This is a genomic window from Psychrobacter sp. Ps6 (assembly GCF_022129235.1).
Lineage (GTDB): Bacteria > Pseudomonadota > Gammaproteobacteria > Pseudomonadales > Moraxellaceae > Psychrobacter.
On sequence record NZ_JADQAI010000009.1, the window covers coordinates 42,728 to 60,026 of the forward strand.

Genomic DNA, 17,299 nt, shown 5'->3' on the forward strand with positions numbered 1-17,299 from the left:
CATCTTGACCGAGCAGTGACAAAGATGTAGCTTGCCATAACTTTACGCCGCTCACTGAGCCAGTTGATGCCCTTAAGAGCACGCGCGAAGGCAGTTTTATTATGTAAATATTGTGACTAAAATAAAAGAGATACCGTGGGTAAAATTCAGTGACATGGCCAGTTTTCATTAATATAAACAATTGATATTAATAAAAATATTAGCCGTCAAGCCAGTTTGAGAACTCGTATAACAATCTTTTGTATTGAGTAGTCTATATAAAGTGTGTATGTTAATGAACAAAGGGCTATTTACCACTACATTGTTTGCTCATCACCCTACGATTATATCGCAGCCTTGCTTACCATTACGATGGTGAGACTGCGCTCTGATTTTTCGTCTGTTTATCACACTGTGATTTGCATGAGCTGACGGTAATGTATTATTACTAGGAGAGAAAAGATTATGGAAAATCAAGGTAACCTGATTCGTCGCAACGACAAAGTATGGCTCAAAACATACGAAAAACTTGGCATTCAGTATGATATCGATATGCCACCAGCCAACACCTCATTGATTGATATCATTGAGCAAAACTTTATCAACCATGCAGGCAAAACGGCGTTTGTCTGTATGGATGTTAAGCTATCTTTCGAAGAGTTGGATCTCTATAGTAAACAAGTTGCCGCTTACCTTCAGTCATTAGGACTACAAAAAGGCGATAAAGTGGCAGTGATGATGCCTAATATTTTGCAGCTACCAGTTGCAGTGCTAGGGGTGCTACGTGCTGGTATGACATTGGTCAACGTCAACCCACTTTATACCACCAAAGAGCTGTCACACCAGTTAAAAGATTCAGATACCAAAGTTTTGATTTTGCTTGAGAACTTTGCCAAAACTTATGAAGATATTGGTCAAGACCTCGTCGACCATGTCGTAGTTGCCTCAATGGGTGACATGATGAGCCCGCTCAAGGGTTTTATCGTGAATGCTGTGGTACGTCACGTCAAAAAAATGGTGCCTGATTATCATATCAAAGGCAGCGTTAAGTTCAAAAAAGCAATGAACCGCTTTTCTGCTAAAAGCTATAAACGTCCTAACAATATCAGCCTTGATGATGTCGCTGTACTTCAGTACACGGGCGGTACGACAGGGGTGGCCAAAGGCGCTATGCTAACGCATGGTAACTTGGTGGCTAACCTGATCCAAAGCGATACCTATCTAGGCGATGCTTTTGATAAGTTTGAGAAGAGTAATGAGCAGCCAGTGATTATGACGGCTCTGCCGTTGTACCATATTTTTTCGTTTACGGTCTGCGGAATGTTTGGCCTATACCGTGGTTGTATCGGTCTGCTAGTACCAAACCCACGTGATTTACCAAGCTTGATCAAAGCATATAAAGACTACCCACCTGCGTTTTTCCCAGCAGTAAATACCTTGTTTACCGCGCTTGCCAATAACGAAGAGTTCCAATCGCTAGATCATAGCAAGCTTGAGATGTCTATGGGCGGCGGTATGGCAGTACTCAAAGACACAGCGACCAAATGGGAACAAGTAACAGGCAATATCATCGTTCAGGGTTATGGTCTGTCAGAGACCTCGCCGGTTGCCTCAGCGAACCCACATGGTACGGGTGAGTTCTCAGGAAACATCGGTCTGCCAATGCCTGCCACTGATATGGCTATCTTGGATGAAGAAGGCAATGAAGTGGCCTTGGGTGAGCGTGGTGAGATTAGTATCCGTGGCCCGCAGGTGATGAAAGGCTACTGGAAGCGTGAAGATGCGACCGCTGAAGTCATGACTTCGGATGGTTACTTCCGTACTGGCGATATTGGCGTGATGGATGAAGACGGTTACTTTAAGATTGTCGATCGCAAAAAAGACATGATCTTGGTCTCTGGCTTTAACGTTTATCCAAACGAAGTAGAAGACGCCATGTCGACACATCCAAAGATTTTGGAATGTGGTGTGATCGGTATCGATGATGAGAAGAGCGGTGAAGTACCGAAGATTTACGTGGTACGTAGTGACGCCAGTCTGACTGCTGATGAAGTCATTGCTTACGGTAAAGAAAATTTAACTGGCTACAAACGTCCTCGCCATGTTGAGTTTATTGACGAGCTACCAAAATCGAACGTCGGTAAAATCTTACGTAAAGACTTACGAGCGCTCGAAGAAAAAAACCACGGTTAATCTACGAAGGCTTATCTTTAGATAGGGTTTTATCACTGGCTATTTATAAATACCTCTATGATTGATTGGTACTTGTAATATGCTGAGTAAATAGATTTAGTTATTGTTATAACCAAAATGATAAGGTTGCCTCGTGCTGCCTTATCATTTTTGTCTTTGAGCTTGTTGTGAATAGTGGGGCATAAGGAGTATAGATAGAGAATTTTTAGTAAAACTGCTATAGTGCCAGCCAAGAGGTTTTTGCATTTATTTATAGTAGAGTGATGATTTTACTCAATATGAATTGCAAAGCGATTATGATAAAAATGATATAGCTACGCTGACCTGTGAGCTCATTTAATACGATTTCACTATGCTGCATCAAGCATTACACAATCAAAAAAACAGAGTTTTTATATAAAGTATTCTATGTTTTTAACAGTAATATTTAGGGAAAATTATGACGGACAATATCAATAAAGAGACAACAGACAATAACGCTGGCACCAGTGATAAAGGCAATGCATCTGAGTACATTTATCAAGACAATGCATTCCCTACTATGCCTAGCATTGCCAGTGACAGTCCATGGTTGAGCGCTTATGAGCGTTATAGCATCGATGCTACGATTGAGATGCCAGAGGACAGTACCTCTTTACTTGATGTGTTTGAGCGTAACTTTAGCCGTTATGGCCAAAAAACGGCTTATATTTGCATGGGCGCTTCGATTAGTTTTAAGCAATTAGACCTATATAGCCGCCAGATTGCCAGCTATTTGCAATCGCTAGGGTTGGTTAAAGGCGATAAAGTTGGGGTCATGATGCCCAACCTCTTGCAGTATCCGATCATCGCGTTAGGTGTCATTCGCGCTGGTATGATACTCGTCAATGTAAACCCTTTATATACCAGTCGCGAATTGTCTCATCAGCTCCATGACAGTGGTGCCAAAGCCTTATTCATCGTTGAGAATTTTGCGAAAACCTATCAAGATGCCGAAGACAAAGGACAGATTGAGCATGTTGTCGTCTGTAAGATTGGCGATATGCTGGGTACGGTCAAAGGGGTTGTGGTCAACCTTGTCGCTCGTCATATCAAAAAAATGATTCCTCCTTATCGAATCCCAAATAGCGTGAGCTTTAAGGAGGCATTGGGCGCAGTCTCTGCCAGTAATTATGAGCGTCCTGAGTTGAACTTGAGTGATGTGGCATTACTACAATATACAGGCGGGACGACAGGCGTGGCCAAAGGAGCAATGCTGTCTCACGGCAACTTAGTCGCCAATATGCTACAGGTTAGTGCACTGATGAATAGTGCATTTGAAGATGATATAGACAGTAGAGATGTTATCTTGACGGCACTGCCGTTGTATCATGTGTTCTCATTTATGGTATGCGGTATATGTAGTATGTATCAGGGTTATACAGGCTTGCTTATTCCTAACCCGCGCGATCTCGATGGGCTTATCAAAGAGATGGGTAAATATAAACCTTCTTTTATACCTGCCGTGAATACGCTATTTAACGGCTTGGTGCACAAAGACAGCTTTGCAGACCTAGACTTCTCTAATCTAAAAGCTTCTATAGGCGGTGGTATGTCCGTATTGCCGAGCGTTGCCAAAGAGTGGCATAAGATCACAGGTCTACCTATCGTTGAAGGCTATGGCTTATCTGAGACGTCACCAGTCGTCGCTTTTAACCCAATGACCATCGCAGAGTTTACTGGCAAGATTGGTATTCCTGCCCCTAGTACCGATGTCGTGCTCATCGATGAAGAAGAAAACGTCGTAGCGCTGGGTGATCGCGGTGAGATATGCGTCAAAGGCCCACAGGTGATGATTGGTTATCAAAACCGTCCAGAAGAAACGACCGAGTCCTTTACCGCTAATGGCTACCTAAAAACCGGTGACATTGGCATCATGGACGAAAAAGGCTTTATCAAAATTGTTGATCGCAAAAAAGACATGATTTTGGTATCTGGTTTTAACGTTTATCCAAATGAAATCGAAGAAGCCATGAGCGACCATCCAGCTGTAGTAGAGTGCGGTGCTATTGGCGTTCCTAATGATGAGCGCGGTGAAGAGCCAAAACTATTTGTGGTCAAAAAAGGTGACGTCACCGAAAAAGAGCTGCTTGAGTACGGCAAAAAACAACTGACTGGCTATAAGCGTCCACGTCACATACAGTTCGTCGACGAATTACCAAAGTCGAACGTTGGCAAAATCCTACGTAAAGAATTGCGTAAGATGGAAGGCTTAGAATAGATTCTATCGTCTATTATTGCCTAACTGACGGCGCGATGGCGGGTGTGAATCTTGCTATTGCGCCGCTGTCACGTTAGGATATCTTAAGATTTTAGTCTACCAAATACCTGTCGGTTTGCTCATTAGCCACTGATAGCGTACTTTTATGACACTGCTTTTATAATATTGTACTAGGAATTTTTATGCGTATTGACAATCGTGAACTTGACCAACTTCGTTCTATCAGCTTTGAGCGCCACTATACTAAGCATGCTGAAGGGTCAGTATTGGTCAGTTTTGGCGATACCAAAGTGCTATGTACGGCCAGTGTCGAATCTGGTGTACCGCGCTGGCTCAAAGGTAAAGGCAAAGGCTGGATAACTGCCGAATACGGCATGCTGCCACGCGCAACCAATACCCGCAATCAACGCGAAGCGGCTCGTGGCAAGCAGTCAGGTCGTACGCAAGAGATTCAGCGTCTGATCGGTCGTAGCTTGCGCGCCATGATTGACTTAAGTAAGCTTGGTGAAAACACCATCTATCTTGATTGCGATGTGTTGCAAGCGGATGGCGGTACTCGTACGGCCAGTATTACTGGTGCGGCAGTTGCACTGATCGATGCATTAGAGACTATCCAAAAGAGCAAAAAACTCAAAGCTGATCCGCTGATTGGATTGGTTGCGGCGGTTTCTGTTGGTATGAAAGATGGTGAAGCCTATCTGGATCTGAACTACGAAGAAGACTCTAGCTGTGATACCGACCTGAACGTCGTTATGACTCAAAAAGGTGAGTTTATTGAGCTTCAAGGTACTGCTGAAGAAAAGCCGTTCACTCGCGCTCAAGCAGACGCTATGCTGTCATTGGCTGAAACAGGCATTGCTGAATTGATTAAAATGCAGCAGACTGCACTTGGCTGGTAGTCTGGTATTTAGACAAAACTTGCTGTCTTTATTTTTAGTTTTAATAACTGCCTGTTAGTTTCTGATAGGCAGTTTTTTCATAAAAAATACTTTTTACATCTCGCAATAGGTAACAATGCATGCTCAAGCTGACTGATGATGGCGCCAAAATCACCTTACAGGGTCAGCCGAATAATGCTGACAACGGTATGTTTTGGTTTGGATCTGCATTACTGATAGGGGCAGTGGCAGTCGCTATGGCAATGAGCTTATTGTCTGAGCGATTGGCTATCGGTGCGCTGGCACTGCTTATCGTCGGTAGTTTTATTTTTAACAAAAAACGCCAGCAGCATAAAAAAGCCATGAGTGGCATGATTAGTAGCGGTACATTATGGGTGCGGGCTGCTGAGCTGGTACATGACAATTTAGGCAAACGTGAACATATTCATTTGACTGACGACGATAAAGTTGTGCTTATCGGTGATGGGCTACAGATTGTCGATAGCAGTGAGGCACGCAAATATCATATTACTGGTTTTGAGAGTGCCCAAGAGGCGAAAGTGACTAAAGCCATATTAGAAGGGCAAGCACTGACAAAACGCCACGTAAATATCAAAATGAGTAGTGACTAGTATTTTTACGCCCCAGTCGCTTGATTCATCAAAAAGTCACTCCAGTCTCTATCCTATCTAACACCACCGCGCTTTATCTTATTTGTCCCTTCTTAACGCTCTTATTTATTATGACCATTCGTCATGGTTTTTATACCGTCTATCGCCTATCTAAGGTGAATAGTTCTTGCAGATGCCTGTCTAAATGGTTTATAAGTAAGATTGTAAAATTTAGCCTTCGCTATTATCCATACTGTCATTGATACTTTTTTGATTAGGAGTTAGTCATGTCGCGTTTGCCTATGTCGTCAGTTGCAGCGTCGTGCAGTTTGTTATTATTTACTTGTAGCATTATCGGACAAGCCCATGCAGATAGTATGAGTGCCCTTATCGCTCAAAAGTCCGTCCAGTCTGACTCTAGTGCGCGCTATACGTCCTCTTACCCAGCAGTTCCCTCCGTCAAAGTCAGTACACACTCTACCATTCAACGTGCTCACTCATCTCGAAGCGATGCAGAAGTTTCGCCAACGTATAACAGTTACTCTAATATAAGTAATGGTAGCAATCAGTCAACGATGAACAGCGCTTATCGTTACCCTGAAGTGCAGCGTCAGTCACCCACCGTGTTGCCAGCATTTTTATCAGGGAGTTACGACAATGTCGATAGCGAGTATTTACCGCTACTGAGTAGTGCGGAGACGCAAAGCAGTATGGCTGCCCGCGAGGTGGTCAGCATGGCACGTAAAATGGCACTGAACGAGCGGACGATTATCAAAGGTGGCTGCTGGGATTATTTGAATGCCGTGTTTAATCGAGCGGGAGTTTCGCGTAATACCATACATAAAGGCACGTATGCGCAAGGCCCTTATGCTAGTAGCAGTGAAATTGAGGCAGGTGACTGGCTTTATTATATCAATCATGGCTACAATGGCATTGAGCATAGTGGGCTGTTTGTCGGTTGGGTCGATGAGCGTGCCAAGCAAGCATTGATATTAAGTTATGCTGGTGAAAATCGCCGTGAGCCGGCGCGTTATCGCGTTTATGATTTGAGCAATGTCTATCAAATCATGCGCCCTAGTGTTTGATCTATAATATTTGGTAGAAAGTCCAAAAAACAAATAAAAAAGCGTCCGTCACTTCCATAAGTGACGGACGCTTTTTATTTGTAGGTCATCAGTCATAAGCATTTCGACTGGATTTTAGAATGGTTTAACGACCACTAAAATGACGATAATCACCAAGGCAAAAACAGGCACTTCATTAAACCAGCGCCAAAACTTATGGGATTTATAATGAGGGTTATCAATCAGTTTTTTGCGATAAAATCCGCAAGCGCCATGATAGCCTGATAGCAGTACGACCAATAGGAGTTTTACATGTAGCCAGCCTTGGGTTTTATAAACATCCCAGCCCAGTCCTAACATCCATAGACCAAATATCCATGTCGCTATCATCGATGGCGTCATAATACCGCGATACAGCTTGCGCTCCATAATAGTAAAGCGCTCTTGGCTGGTGCTATCGTTACTCATCGCATGATAGACAAACAGACGCGGTAAATAAAATATCGCCGCAAACCAGCAGACCATCGAGATGATGTGTGCAGCTTTAATCCAGTTAAAATAATCTGCCATTACTTAATCTCTTATTATCAGCCGTGTAATATCAGGCTTATTTTCCTACATTCTTGTTAGCTGCACACAGTCAAACTAATCGGCCAATACCACCTGCGATTGATGACCACTCATCGCATCCATTACAGGCAATACTTTGGGTGCTCTTGGTGCGGCAAACTGCTTGGTGAGACCAAGCTCACGCATGAGTCTGTCATCGCCTGATTGACTGGCATTCCCCGTCGTCAATAACTTATCGCCATAGAAGAAAGAGTTAGCACCCGCCATAAATGCCAAGGCTTGCTCTGAATCTGATAAGCTTTCACGGCCAGCAGACAAACGCACATAACTAGTCGGGCAGCAAATACGTGCCACAGCAATGGTACGAATCCACTCTAGCACTGATAACTGGCCTTCTGCCAATACTTTATCGCCGATTGGTGTGCCTTTAATCGGGACTAGCAGGTTAACAGGAATCGACTCAGGGGCTTTAGGCATTTTTAGGAGCTCATGCACCCAATCAATACGGTCATCACGGCTCTCACCCATACCGACGATGTTACCACTACAAACATTGATACCAGAGTTGCGTACGTTTTCGATGGTATCTAAGCGCTCGTCATAACTACGCGTGCTGACGACTTGCTCATAATAGCTGCGTGAGGTATCTAGGTTATGATTGTAATAATCCAGCCCTGCATCCGCAAGTTGCGACGCTTGATCGGTATCGAGCATACCTAACGTCATGCAAGTCTCAAGTCCTAGCGCTTTTACTTCTTTGATGAGCTCGACCACATAAGGCATGTCTTTGGCGCTTGGGTGTTTCCATGCAGCACCCATACAGAAGCGAGATGAACCAGTTGCCTTGGCACGTTTGGCCGCGGCGATAACTTTATCCACTTCTATGCGTTTTTCTGCCTGAAGTTTCGTCGTATCGCGATGATGACCCGATTGTGAGCAATAGCCACAATCCTCAGGACAGTTACCTGTCTTAATAGATAGTAGCGTACTGATTTGTATTTCGTTGGCGACAAAGTGCTCTCTATGAATGGTCTGGGCTTTTAACAACAAGTCCATCAAAGGCAAATCAAACAACTGAGCGATGTCGTCACGATTGTATGTGTGAGCGGCTGTGTGAGTATCAGGCTGGTTAAGTAGGTCAGTTGTGCTATCGGCGTTTGGTTCAGAGATGCTAAGCAATCCTGCCATAAGGTAAATCCTTTTATAAAATTAAATGGTATCAGGTAATATCAATGTATGTGTCTATTGTCATTTATAAGGTAATAAAAAAGGTTGCCGTATAGTATACCGCAACCTTTTTAGAAAATCAGAACACTGCTAGAGAGTATGTATAAATGTCACAATAGCGAACATAAATAGTAACTATCTATTTGACCCTATTTCAGCCATTTTACCAGTGAATATCCTGCAATGCATTACTCATTTATAAGAAAGGGTCAGCTATTTACTTGCCCAATTTATGCTTAGCAAAACCTACCCAATGCTCAGCAAACTTCTGGGCTTTATACGCATAAGGCTTGGCTTTTTGGAGGTATGGTTTGCACTCTTCTGGTACGGCTGGCACGATATGCTTAGCAAGTTTGTTAAACCACATCATTAGGCTGTAGTCACCCTCGATGCTTAATTTGCCTTCTTGCACGGCAGTCATAAATGCAGGCAAGCTGCCTTTAGTCAATAGCTTGACGCCCGTCATAGAATCTTTAAAAGTAATGGTCAAATCTGCTGCTTTTGCATGACCACTTTGTTGACTAAACTGTCCGTTATCAAAGCGAAAAGAACGCGCGATATCAGATTCGGTGCTGGCAAACTCAATCGTGACATTACGATCAGCAAAGAGTGCTTTGACGTCTTCGTTGTCGCTATCAGCGAGCATAGACAGACGATAGCCAACCACGGCCAACAACGCATCTAATGGGTCAGATTTGATATCTAATACAGGAATAGTAAACATAGTGGAACTCCTAAAAGTAGGGCATAAGAATAAAGCGTACTTTATACCAGTTTTTATGATAAATATATAACTAGATTATAAACTACTGAGTGATTTCAACTCTTTAGGAGTTAAGTAGAAAGCGTTAAGTATCTTGTAACATTAAATGTCACTGTTATGGGTAGGGTATTCATATCAATATGGCAGTATCAATGAAAGCGCGGCTTATAATCATCATCGTAAACAGGCGTATGTTCGACATAGCGAGCTGCTTCCAACTCGCGCTGCCGACTGACTGCATGACTCACATCTTCGTAGCGTAATGCTCGGTATAGTACCCAACCTGCCAAAGGTAGCCAGCTGATTCCCATTGCGATAACATAACGGTGCCATTCCGAAAGCGCAGACAGCATCGGACGACCTACCAATATATTCTGTATCATCTCAACAGCCAACCAGTAGACCATACCACCAAACAGATATAGCAGCAGCCAACGCTGCGACGATAGAGCGAGCGCCACGATCATACCTGCTAGCAAGCTATAGCCTAGCCATGCCGAGCTGCTCCACGTCTCTACGCCAATTAAAGAAAAAATAGTCATTGCCATCATTCATCTCGCTATTCATAAGGTGAACTCCAATGAGACTATTATGAAAGGTTGCTGAGCAAAGCTAAAGAGGCGCTAGGCGACTTTGCGACAACCGCTGACGTTTGATTTTTTAGATTAAAGTTGCTTTTTTTTTGGATAGTTTTTACGATTTTTAATCGTTAGCTAGTAGGCTAAGCGCCGCAAGAAAGGGCGCTTATATTAGGGAAGGTAGGAGCCGTTGTAATGGTTCAAATAGAGGCTTTTTAATCAGGTATTTAGACAGAGAGGATCAACAGTTAAGCCTTATTGGTCCGTCTGCCCCACCAAGATAGTAACGACACCAAAATAGCACCGAGTAGCATAAGACCAATTGTGGTCAGCCAGTGCGGACCAGTAGGATACTGCCATGGCATGACGTTATTGACCGCTTCGCTGTTAAGAGCACCTAATACATCTACTTTCCACGGCCATACCTTGACTAAAGAGCCGGCAATAAAACCGGTCAGCAGTGCCAAGGTAGCTTGATAGTAGCGGGCTAATAACCATTTTAGAGCACGGGTAAATAATAACAATCCAGTTGCCATGCCCGCCATCACAGTCAATAGTACCGTAAAGTTAAGAGTATGTACGGCTTCCAATACGGTGTCGTAGGCACCTAATAACAACAATATAAAAGACCCTGAGACCCCAGGCAATATCATGGCGCAAATCGCAATCGCGCCTGCAAAAAATAAGTACGGTAAGCTAGGTGTCGCCGCGAGTAATGGCAAACTACTAATGACCACGGCAGCAATAAGTCCGGCAGCAAACAATGCCACACGTCCCATATTCCAGCGTTTAATCTCACTCAATAAGATAAATACTGTTGCGACGACCAATCCAAAAAAGAATGACCAAATGAGCAGAGGCTGATTGTCTAGCAAATACTTGATAATACCGGCCAAGGTAGCAAAACTTGTCGCAATACCAAGTATCAAACACAATAAAAATGTCGCATCAACCTGTCGCCAAACCGCAATTAGTCCTTTGATTCCGCCGTCTTGTCGAAATATCTGCCAAAGATTGGGGCCAATGCTACCGAGTGCATTAATCAGGCGCTCATAAATCCCTGCAATCAATGCAATAGTGCCACCAGAGACACCAGGGACGATATCAGCAGCGCCCATCGCCATGCCTTTAACATAAATCCCTAGCAGCTCTTTTGGGTTATCCGTATGCGCAGGGACAGAGACAGGGTTCTTGCTTGCGTCTAATGGATGCGCTGCTGACGGCTGGTTTGGCCGTGGAGATTGTGGTGCCGTCATGAACAGTCCTTTAATATATGAGAATAAGTGTTATCTAAAAATAAATGTCTGGCGTTATTTCAACCAAATGTGAATGTACTTGAAGATCAAAGCAACATCATCCTATGAAACATGTGCTAACGCATAAAAGCTGGATTAATGAGACAGACATTAACCCAGCTTAGCGGATAATCTAGAATACTTAACGATTACTTAGTAGGAGCGAGGGCTGGGTAACCAAGCGCATAAAGCGTCCCTTCAAGTCCTGTCACATTGACCGCCGCATCGGCACGTGCTTGCACGATGGGCTTAGCGTGATAAGCCACTCCTAAATCAGCAAGCGCCATCATCGGCAAGTCATTAGCACCATCACCGACACAGACCGCTTGAGACATCTCGATACCTAAGCGCTCAGCAGTGTGCTCGACGATAGCGGCTTTTTTGGCACCATTGATGATAGGCAGCTGTATGTGCCCCGTTACTTCGCCTTCTTCGATGTCTAAGGCATTGGCATGAACTTCGTCGATGCCCAATTGCTCAGCGATATAGCGTGCAAAATAAGTGAAACCACCTGACACCAGTACAGTATGATAGCCCAATGCTTTTAACGCACTGATGGTGGTACGCGCACCGACTGACAATGTTAAACGGCTGCAAATATCATCAAGTACATCAGTAGAGATACCTTTTAATAAGGCCACGCGCTGAGCAAATGATTCATCAAAGTCAATTTCACCGCGCATCGCCGCCTCAGTAATGGCTTCAACTTGCTCACCAATACCAGCCGTTTTTGCCAGCTCTACAATGACCTCTTGTTCAATCAATGTCGAATCCATGTCAAAACAGGCAAGCTTGTGAGTACGTAGCATATGACCGACCGATAGGATGTGACAATCGACGATATCTAGGTTGCCTGTACTATCCTTACTGCGCGTGCGGTTGTATTCTTCAGATAAGTCATGGCGCAGACGAGTGGTCAGCTGATCATCAATGATGTGAGCGGCGGCGGTTTTTTTGCCAGGGTGCATCAGCGTGTCTGTCACAGGTACCAACAAATAACGGTATACTTGAGCATTGGTAAAGGGTAGACGCTGTGTGTCGGCTGCCGTTGGCTCTGTGTCAGAAACCGTAATATTAACAAAGCTCGCCTCAGTATCCTCAGCGACAGTCACCAAATGCCAGCTTGGCTGTTCATCGACCCAAGACTGAACATATTGATGAATATCCATCGCTGATACTTGAGTCGGTAGCACGACGATAAGCGCAAAAACAGGCAGCGACTGTAGCGCATCAAAATCTCGCAGATTGGTATCATCAGGTAATAATTCTGCAATAGAGTCGACGGCTTGTTGCCATGCTTTGCTGTCTTTTGGTAACGAATAAGATGTATTTTTTGGCATGGCTCAATTGTCCCTTGTATGCTCATATAAGATTGGGAATAATAACAGTTTTACTGAGCAGCGCCTATAGATGACGCGCAAAGTATCATGGGTGTCCAAAAATGCTTATCAGCGCGTAAAGTCTGCTGAAATGCAACAAAGTTATTATGATAAATTTATAAATCGACTAACGCTATAAGACTTATTATGGTGATATAGTAGATGACTTAAACTGACCCCTTGGTAGCGATGCTGTGGCAAAAATAGCAGCGATAATCATGAGGCAGCGCGCGATAGTATCATCGTTCGAATTTAGCTCAATAAATGGGTGTTATTTTACGTAGTAGCATTTTATATGATGACTGATTTCAATGAAATACGATCGATTTTCCGTGAATATCGATCAATATTCGCGCATTACAATCGTTTAAAAATTAGCCAAAAAATGAGCAACAGTCTCGTTTTTTAATTTCTTTTCTCCAAAAAAGTTTAACATATCATGACGTATTTAGCGCCGCGGCAAGGGTTGTTTGCCATTATTCTTCTGGTTAGTTTTTGTTTGCAGACGCTGTTATTGGTCATCAGTACCGACCAACAGCTGAGCAAAAGTCGTGCGTTAAAAGGCGAGCAGATGGTCGCCCAGCTGATTGATGAAGCAAGGTTGTCTTTAGAAAACAAAGACCGTGTCAGTCTCAGTGTAATTGCCAATCGCTATACTAGCGAGCAAGATGTGACACGGATACTGATTAAAGACAACAACGATGATATTTTGGTACCTGTAGGTAACGCGCCGATGCAGCAAGGCGATACAATTCGCCAAATCGCAACCAACGGCGATGCGGTGATTGGTAGTGTTGCCCTGACGTTAAAAGACGTTAGTAAAGGTGAAATCATCGCGATGCAGTGGCCGTTTGTGATTGGCACTATGTTGCTGCATTTATTGCTTTGGCTAATCTATGGTTATCTTGCTCGTCCGACCAAAGAGCAAATCAGTGCGCTGAGCCGTAATATTCAGGACTTGTATCGTGAGCAGTACAATCAAGGCGATCAGCGTGGCTACAGCCGTGACCTTGAGCGCGGCACAGGCGGCACAGTTGGTAACCCAGCTGATGCTCAACTATCTGACGGTGATTCTGAAAGCGTTACAGAGAATAAAGTAACGAGCAAGCGCACATTCAATGTACACAACGAAGTCAACGAATATCTTAGAAATCAGCAGAACCAAGAGACTGGTGACGAAACTGGTAGTCTAACGGCTGCATCTGAAGGCGATACTGAAGACAAGGTTGTTAGCATCGCGAAGCGTTATGGCTCGCAGTCTAGTGGTCAGACGTCTAAATTGTCTACCACACGCGCAGTCGATAGCGTGAGAGTACAGATCGTCTTTCATGATGAGTTCAATATGCTTGAGCGCCTTGCGCCAGCGCAGCGCTTGCCTTATCTAGCGCTATGCACGCAGCTGCTCAATCAAGCGGTGACCGAACTACTCAAGCAGCCATTGCTACTGGGCGTGAGTGCGACCAATGAAGCACGTTTTAAGGATGATGGTGCAAGCGTGGTGCTAAAAGCGGACAACAGCCATGCCAAAGTAGCACTGGCAGGGGTCATGCTTGCCAAGCTGTACTTGATGCTCAACAAAATCATTCATGACAAACATATCGAGCTGTCGCGTTTTGCGCTACCAGCGAAAGCTGGGGTGAGCGATGAGGCGCAATCAGAGCCCATGACCCATCTACTAGAAAGCATCGGCAAAAAAGAGCAACTGCTTATCCTATTACCGACCGCCGGCCTCAAACAAATCAGCAATCATGTACAGGTCCATAGCATCATGCGCCCAACCACTGTCTACGAGCGCGAGTGTGCGATATTCGATGGTGGTAATGACTCGCTCATCCAGCGTTTAGCTGATGTCCGTAATGCCGTTCTTATGATTGAAGACGAAGATGAGTCGCTTATTTAATAGTGCTGTTTTTAATGATACTATTTTGGGTAATTTATACTACAATTGTCCGCTAGATAATTCATATCTTCGTCTTGGCACTTTAGGCTAAATGTGACATATTAAGAAAAAGGATTGACAACTTTCAACAGAGACTTTATAAGGCATATATATATTGATGTATTTTTAATACCCATGCCTAAAAATGATAGGAGTTTGTCATGAGTGACGCTGATATTGACGACGATTTTGATGATGATTTTGTCGACGATGACGATGCAAAGATGGTTGAAGAAGCTGAGACAAGTGTACGTACGCGTTTAAGTAGTCTTGAGAAGCGTCGGCTAATCGATAATTTGCTAGAAGAAAAGCGTTTGGCTAAAGAGTTAAAAGACGATCTAGATGATATAGACAATTTCGATGAAGACGGTGACGATTGGGATGATGATGATTTTTAATTGATAGGCTTCAGTCATCTCAGCTGACTAAAGTGCTTTAATGAGTGATAATTATCTACTCAGTTGTACCGATTGCTCGCTGTTTGTTATTTTTTACAATGGTTCGCAATCTGCTCTATTCAATAATACTTACTTTATAAAGGCTGCTTGGTTACGGTTATTCAAGCAGCCTTTGTTTTAAAACAACATAATATCTTGCCATTAACCAATCGATCACTGCGATTGACGATAGCTATCTTTCAAGGACTACCAAGCCATGAGTAACCAACTAAGTTTTGATGAATTACTAGATTATTTGGATAACCAAGAGAGCCAGTTCGTGCTCGATAGTGTCGCGGCGCATGGTTTTTTGACAGCGACGGTCATCGGTCGCCCACTACCTAACTGGATGGATGCGCTGTTTGAAGGTCATGTGAGTGAAATCCCAGAAAACGTCATTGATGGTATCAAGCGCTGGCGTGACTCGATCATGGCTGAGCTAAAAAACGAGACACCGATTGAATTGCCATTTGGTGAAGATGCTGGTGACGAAGAAGTGGCGGTTGATTTTTCAGATGAGTCAGATATTGTGGCTTGGTCGATTGGTTTTGTCGATGCTATGTATGGCGATGAAGCAAGTGATTGGTTTGAAGACGAAGAGACAGCAGAAGACGTGGCTGTATTGACCTTGCCAATGATCGTGCTGAGCGGCATTGATGATGAAGATCCAGAGCTAGAAGCAATGCGTCGCGACGAAGATAAGATGGTACAAATGGCCAATAGCATCGAAGGCAATTTGACAGAGCTGTTTTTGTTGTTTCATACCAATGACTAGTCATTCTAAAAGACAGTACTGCTAGTAGTACTGTCTTTTATTTATACTGCATCACGCAGCTCTGGTCATTCTTTTAGATACTTTATAAGTCACCGATAAGGTCTTACTATGGCTGTGCAACTCTCCAATCTTGAACACTTACCCAATTATCAAATTACCGAGCGCTTAGATGTTGTGTATGGCAGTACGGTGCGCTCAAAGCATGTGGGCAAAGACTTGTTTGCTGGGCTAAAAAACATCGTTGGCGGCGAGCTGACCGCCTATACCGAGCTGTTAGAAGAGTCACGCCAAGAAGCGATCGATCGCATGATTGTCAAGGCAGAAGCGCTTGGTGCCGATGCTGTCGTCGGCTTGCGTTTCTCTACCTCTAGCATCGCCCAAGGCGCCTCTGAGCTGTTTGTTTATGGGACAGCGGTCAAAGCGATACCGATGTCGCAGCAGCTCCAGAACCCATCAAGCGATAATCACTATCCGTCCGGTCAAACACCACATCCTCAAGCCCAAACTGCGCCAGATGATCTACCGCGTTTTAATCCTTTTGGTTGATCTTAGCGCTTTAAAAGCTGTAGCAATAAAAACCACAATACTAAAAACCACAATGCTACAAACCGTAATACTTTTTATGATGAGAAACGTGCCATGAATGACTCACTCACGCAAGTGCTTATCAATTATGGGCCGTTTATTTTTTTATTCGCCGCTGGTTGGTTTTTTGGCTCACGTCATGAGCGTCAGCATTTGGCACAACTCAAAGTAGCAGAGCAGGCGCTAGGGGATATTACGGTTTCAAGCGAGCGTTTCTACCGTCCTGAGCTGGCTGTCGGTAGTGAGGGCGTGCTAGTTCTTGGTAGCGTCGTTATTGCTCAAGATTACTTTAAGATGATTATTGCTCGCGTGCTTAGTCTGTTTGGCAAAAACCTAACCACCTATGAGACCCTGCTTGATCGCGCGCGCCGTGAGGCAATCGTTCGTATGCGCGCTCAAGCGAAAGCCAAAGGCTACACTCATATTTATGGTGTACGTCTAGAAGTCACTAACATCAACCAATTGGGCAGTATGGTAGAAGCCATTGCTTATGGCACAGCAGTCATCAGTACTGATCATACACCTATCGCTTCTGCTACACTCACATCGCCCGCACGTGTATCTTCTGCACTTCCTAGCATCTCTTAATACCTCGTAGCACTACTATTTAGATTCTCCTCTGCGGTTGTCGCAGCACAAAACCCAACGCTGACTGACCAGTAGTCAGAAAAATCAAATACAGACACTTTTACAACGATATACTGACTTTCAATGTTTCGACATTTTTTGGGTGTATGTCGGTGGTGATGATTCCAAAAAGTGTTGTGTACAAAGTGTCGTATAAAAA

16 protein-coding genes are annotated in these 17,299 nt (G+C 44.0%); 10 read left to right on the forward strand and 6 right to left on the reverse strand.

Features of this window, described 5'->3' with window-relative positions:
- Positions 1 to 444 precede the first annotated feature (444 nt).
- The 5 genes from I3255_RS10790 (at position 445) to I3255_RS10810 (ending at position 6,985) form a co-directional block, all read left to right on the forward strand.
- Positions 445 to 2,172 (forward strand): AMP-binding protein, encoded by a 1,728-nt coding sequence (locus I3255_RS10790; RefSeq protein WP_238038816.1) that lies wholly within the window; start codon positions 445 to 447, stop codon positions 2,170 to 2,172.
- Between the two features lie 439 nt (positions 2,173 to 2,611).
- Positions 2,612 to 4,411: an AMP-binding protein gene (locus tag I3255_RS10795; protein ID WP_238038817.1), complete on the forward strand. Its 1,800-nt coding sequence runs from the start codon at positions 2,612 to 2,614 to the stop codon at positions 4,409 to 4,411.
- 182 nt (positions 4,412 to 4,593) lie between these two features.
- The gene (rph, locus tag I3255_RS10800) at positions 4,594 to 5,310 is read left to right on the forward strand and encodes a ribonuclease PH (RefSeq protein WP_058024458.1); all 717 of its coding nucleotides are present in this window, start codon (positions 4,594 to 4,596) and stop codon (positions 5,308 to 5,310) included.
- Between the two features lie 119 nt (positions 5,311 to 5,429).
- Positions 5,430 to 5,921, forward strand: a complete 492-nt coding sequence (locus I3255_RS10805) for a hypothetical protein (protein ID WP_238038818.1) — start codon at positions 5,430 to 5,432, stop codon at positions 5,919 to 5,921.
- A 266-nt stretch (positions 5,922 to 6,187) separates the two neighbouring features.
- Entirely contained in the window at positions 6,188 to 6,985 is a 798-nt protein-coding gene (locus I3255_RS10810; protein ID WP_238038819.1) for a hypothetical protein, read from the forward strand.
- Between the two features lie 114 nt (positions 6,986 to 7,099).
- Here I3255_RS10810 and hemJ read toward each other — a convergent pair whose 3' ends face one another.
- The 6 genes from hemJ to serB form a co-directional block, all read right to left on the reverse strand.
- Positions 7,100 to 7,534: a protoporphyrinogen oxidase HemJ gene (gene hemJ / locus I3255_RS10815; RefSeq protein ID WP_238038820.1), complete on the reverse strand. Its 435-nt coding sequence runs from the start codon at positions 7,532 to 7,534 to the stop codon at positions 7,100 to 7,102.
- A gap of 75 nt (positions 7,535 to 7,609) precedes the next feature.
- The gene (gene bioB, locus I3255_RS10820) at positions 7,610 to 8,722 is read right to left on the reverse strand and encodes a biotin synthase BioB (RefSeq protein WP_238038821.1); all 1,113 of its coding nucleotides are present in this window, start codon (positions 8,720 to 8,722) and stop codon (positions 7,610 to 7,612) included.
- A 256-nt stretch (positions 8,723 to 8,978) separates the two neighbouring features.
- Positions 8,979 to 9,485 (reverse strand): SCP2 sterol-binding domain-containing protein, encoded by a 507-nt coding sequence (locus I3255_RS10825; RefSeq protein ID WP_058024453.1) that lies wholly within the window; start codon positions 9,483 to 9,485, stop codon positions 8,979 to 8,981.
- Between the two features lie 188 nt (positions 9,486 to 9,673).
- Positions 9,674 to 10,066, reverse strand: coding sequence for an AciT family ciprofloxacin tolerance protein (gene aciT / locus I3255_RS10830; protein ID WP_238038822.1), 393 nt, complete (start codon positions 10,064 to 10,066; stop codon positions 9,674 to 9,676).
- A 284-nt stretch (positions 10,067 to 10,350) separates the two neighbouring features.
- Positions 10,351 to 11,358, reverse strand: coding sequence for a DUF368 domain-containing protein (locus I3255_RS10835; RefSeq protein WP_238038823.1), 1,008 nt, complete (start codon positions 11,356 to 11,358; stop codon positions 10,351 to 10,353).
- A 188-nt stretch (positions 11,359 to 11,546) separates the two neighbouring features.
- Positions 11,547 to 12,737 (reverse strand): phosphoserine phosphatase SerB, encoded by a 1,191-nt coding sequence (gene serB, locus I3255_RS10840; RefSeq protein ID WP_238038824.1) that lies wholly within the window; start codon positions 12,735 to 12,737, stop codon positions 11,547 to 11,549.
- 478 nt (positions 12,738 to 13,215) lie between these two features.
- On the opposite strand from serB, the gene I3255_RS10845 reads away from it, so the two are divergent.
- The 5 genes from I3255_RS10845 (at position 13,216) to I3255_RS10865 (ending at position 17,100) form a co-directional block, all read left to right on the forward strand.
- Positions 13,216 to 14,676 (forward strand): hypothetical protein, encoded by a 1,461-nt coding sequence (locus I3255_RS10845; RefSeq protein ID WP_238038825.1) that lies wholly within the window; start codon positions 13,216 to 13,218, stop codon positions 14,674 to 14,676.
- A 200-nt stretch (positions 14,677 to 14,876) separates the two neighbouring features.
- Positions 14,877 to 15,113 (forward strand): hypothetical protein, encoded by a 237-nt coding sequence (locus I3255_RS10850; protein WP_057761656.1) that lies wholly within the window; start codon positions 14,877 to 14,879, stop codon positions 15,111 to 15,113.
- Between the two features lie 256 nt (positions 15,114 to 15,369).
- Positions 15,370 to 15,927: a UPF0149 family protein gene (locus I3255_RS10855; protein WP_238038826.1), complete on the forward strand. Its 558-nt coding sequence runs from the start codon at positions 15,370 to 15,372 to the stop codon at positions 15,925 to 15,927.
- A 108-nt stretch (positions 15,928 to 16,035) separates the two neighbouring features.
- Positions 16,036 to 16,473 carry a YbjQ family protein gene (locus I3255_RS10860; protein ID WP_238038827.1) on the forward strand — a complete coding sequence of 146 codons (438 nt, stop codon included), beginning with the start codon at positions 16,036 to 16,038 and terminating at the stop codon, positions 16,471 to 16,473.
- A gap of 93 nt (positions 16,474 to 16,566) precedes the next feature.
- Positions 16,567 to 17,100 (forward strand): heavy metal-binding domain-containing protein, encoded by a 534-nt coding sequence (locus tag I3255_RS10865; protein WP_238038828.1) that lies wholly within the window; start codon positions 16,567 to 16,569, stop codon positions 17,098 to 17,100.
- The last annotated feature ends 199 nt before the right edge of the window (positions 17,101 to 17,299 follow it).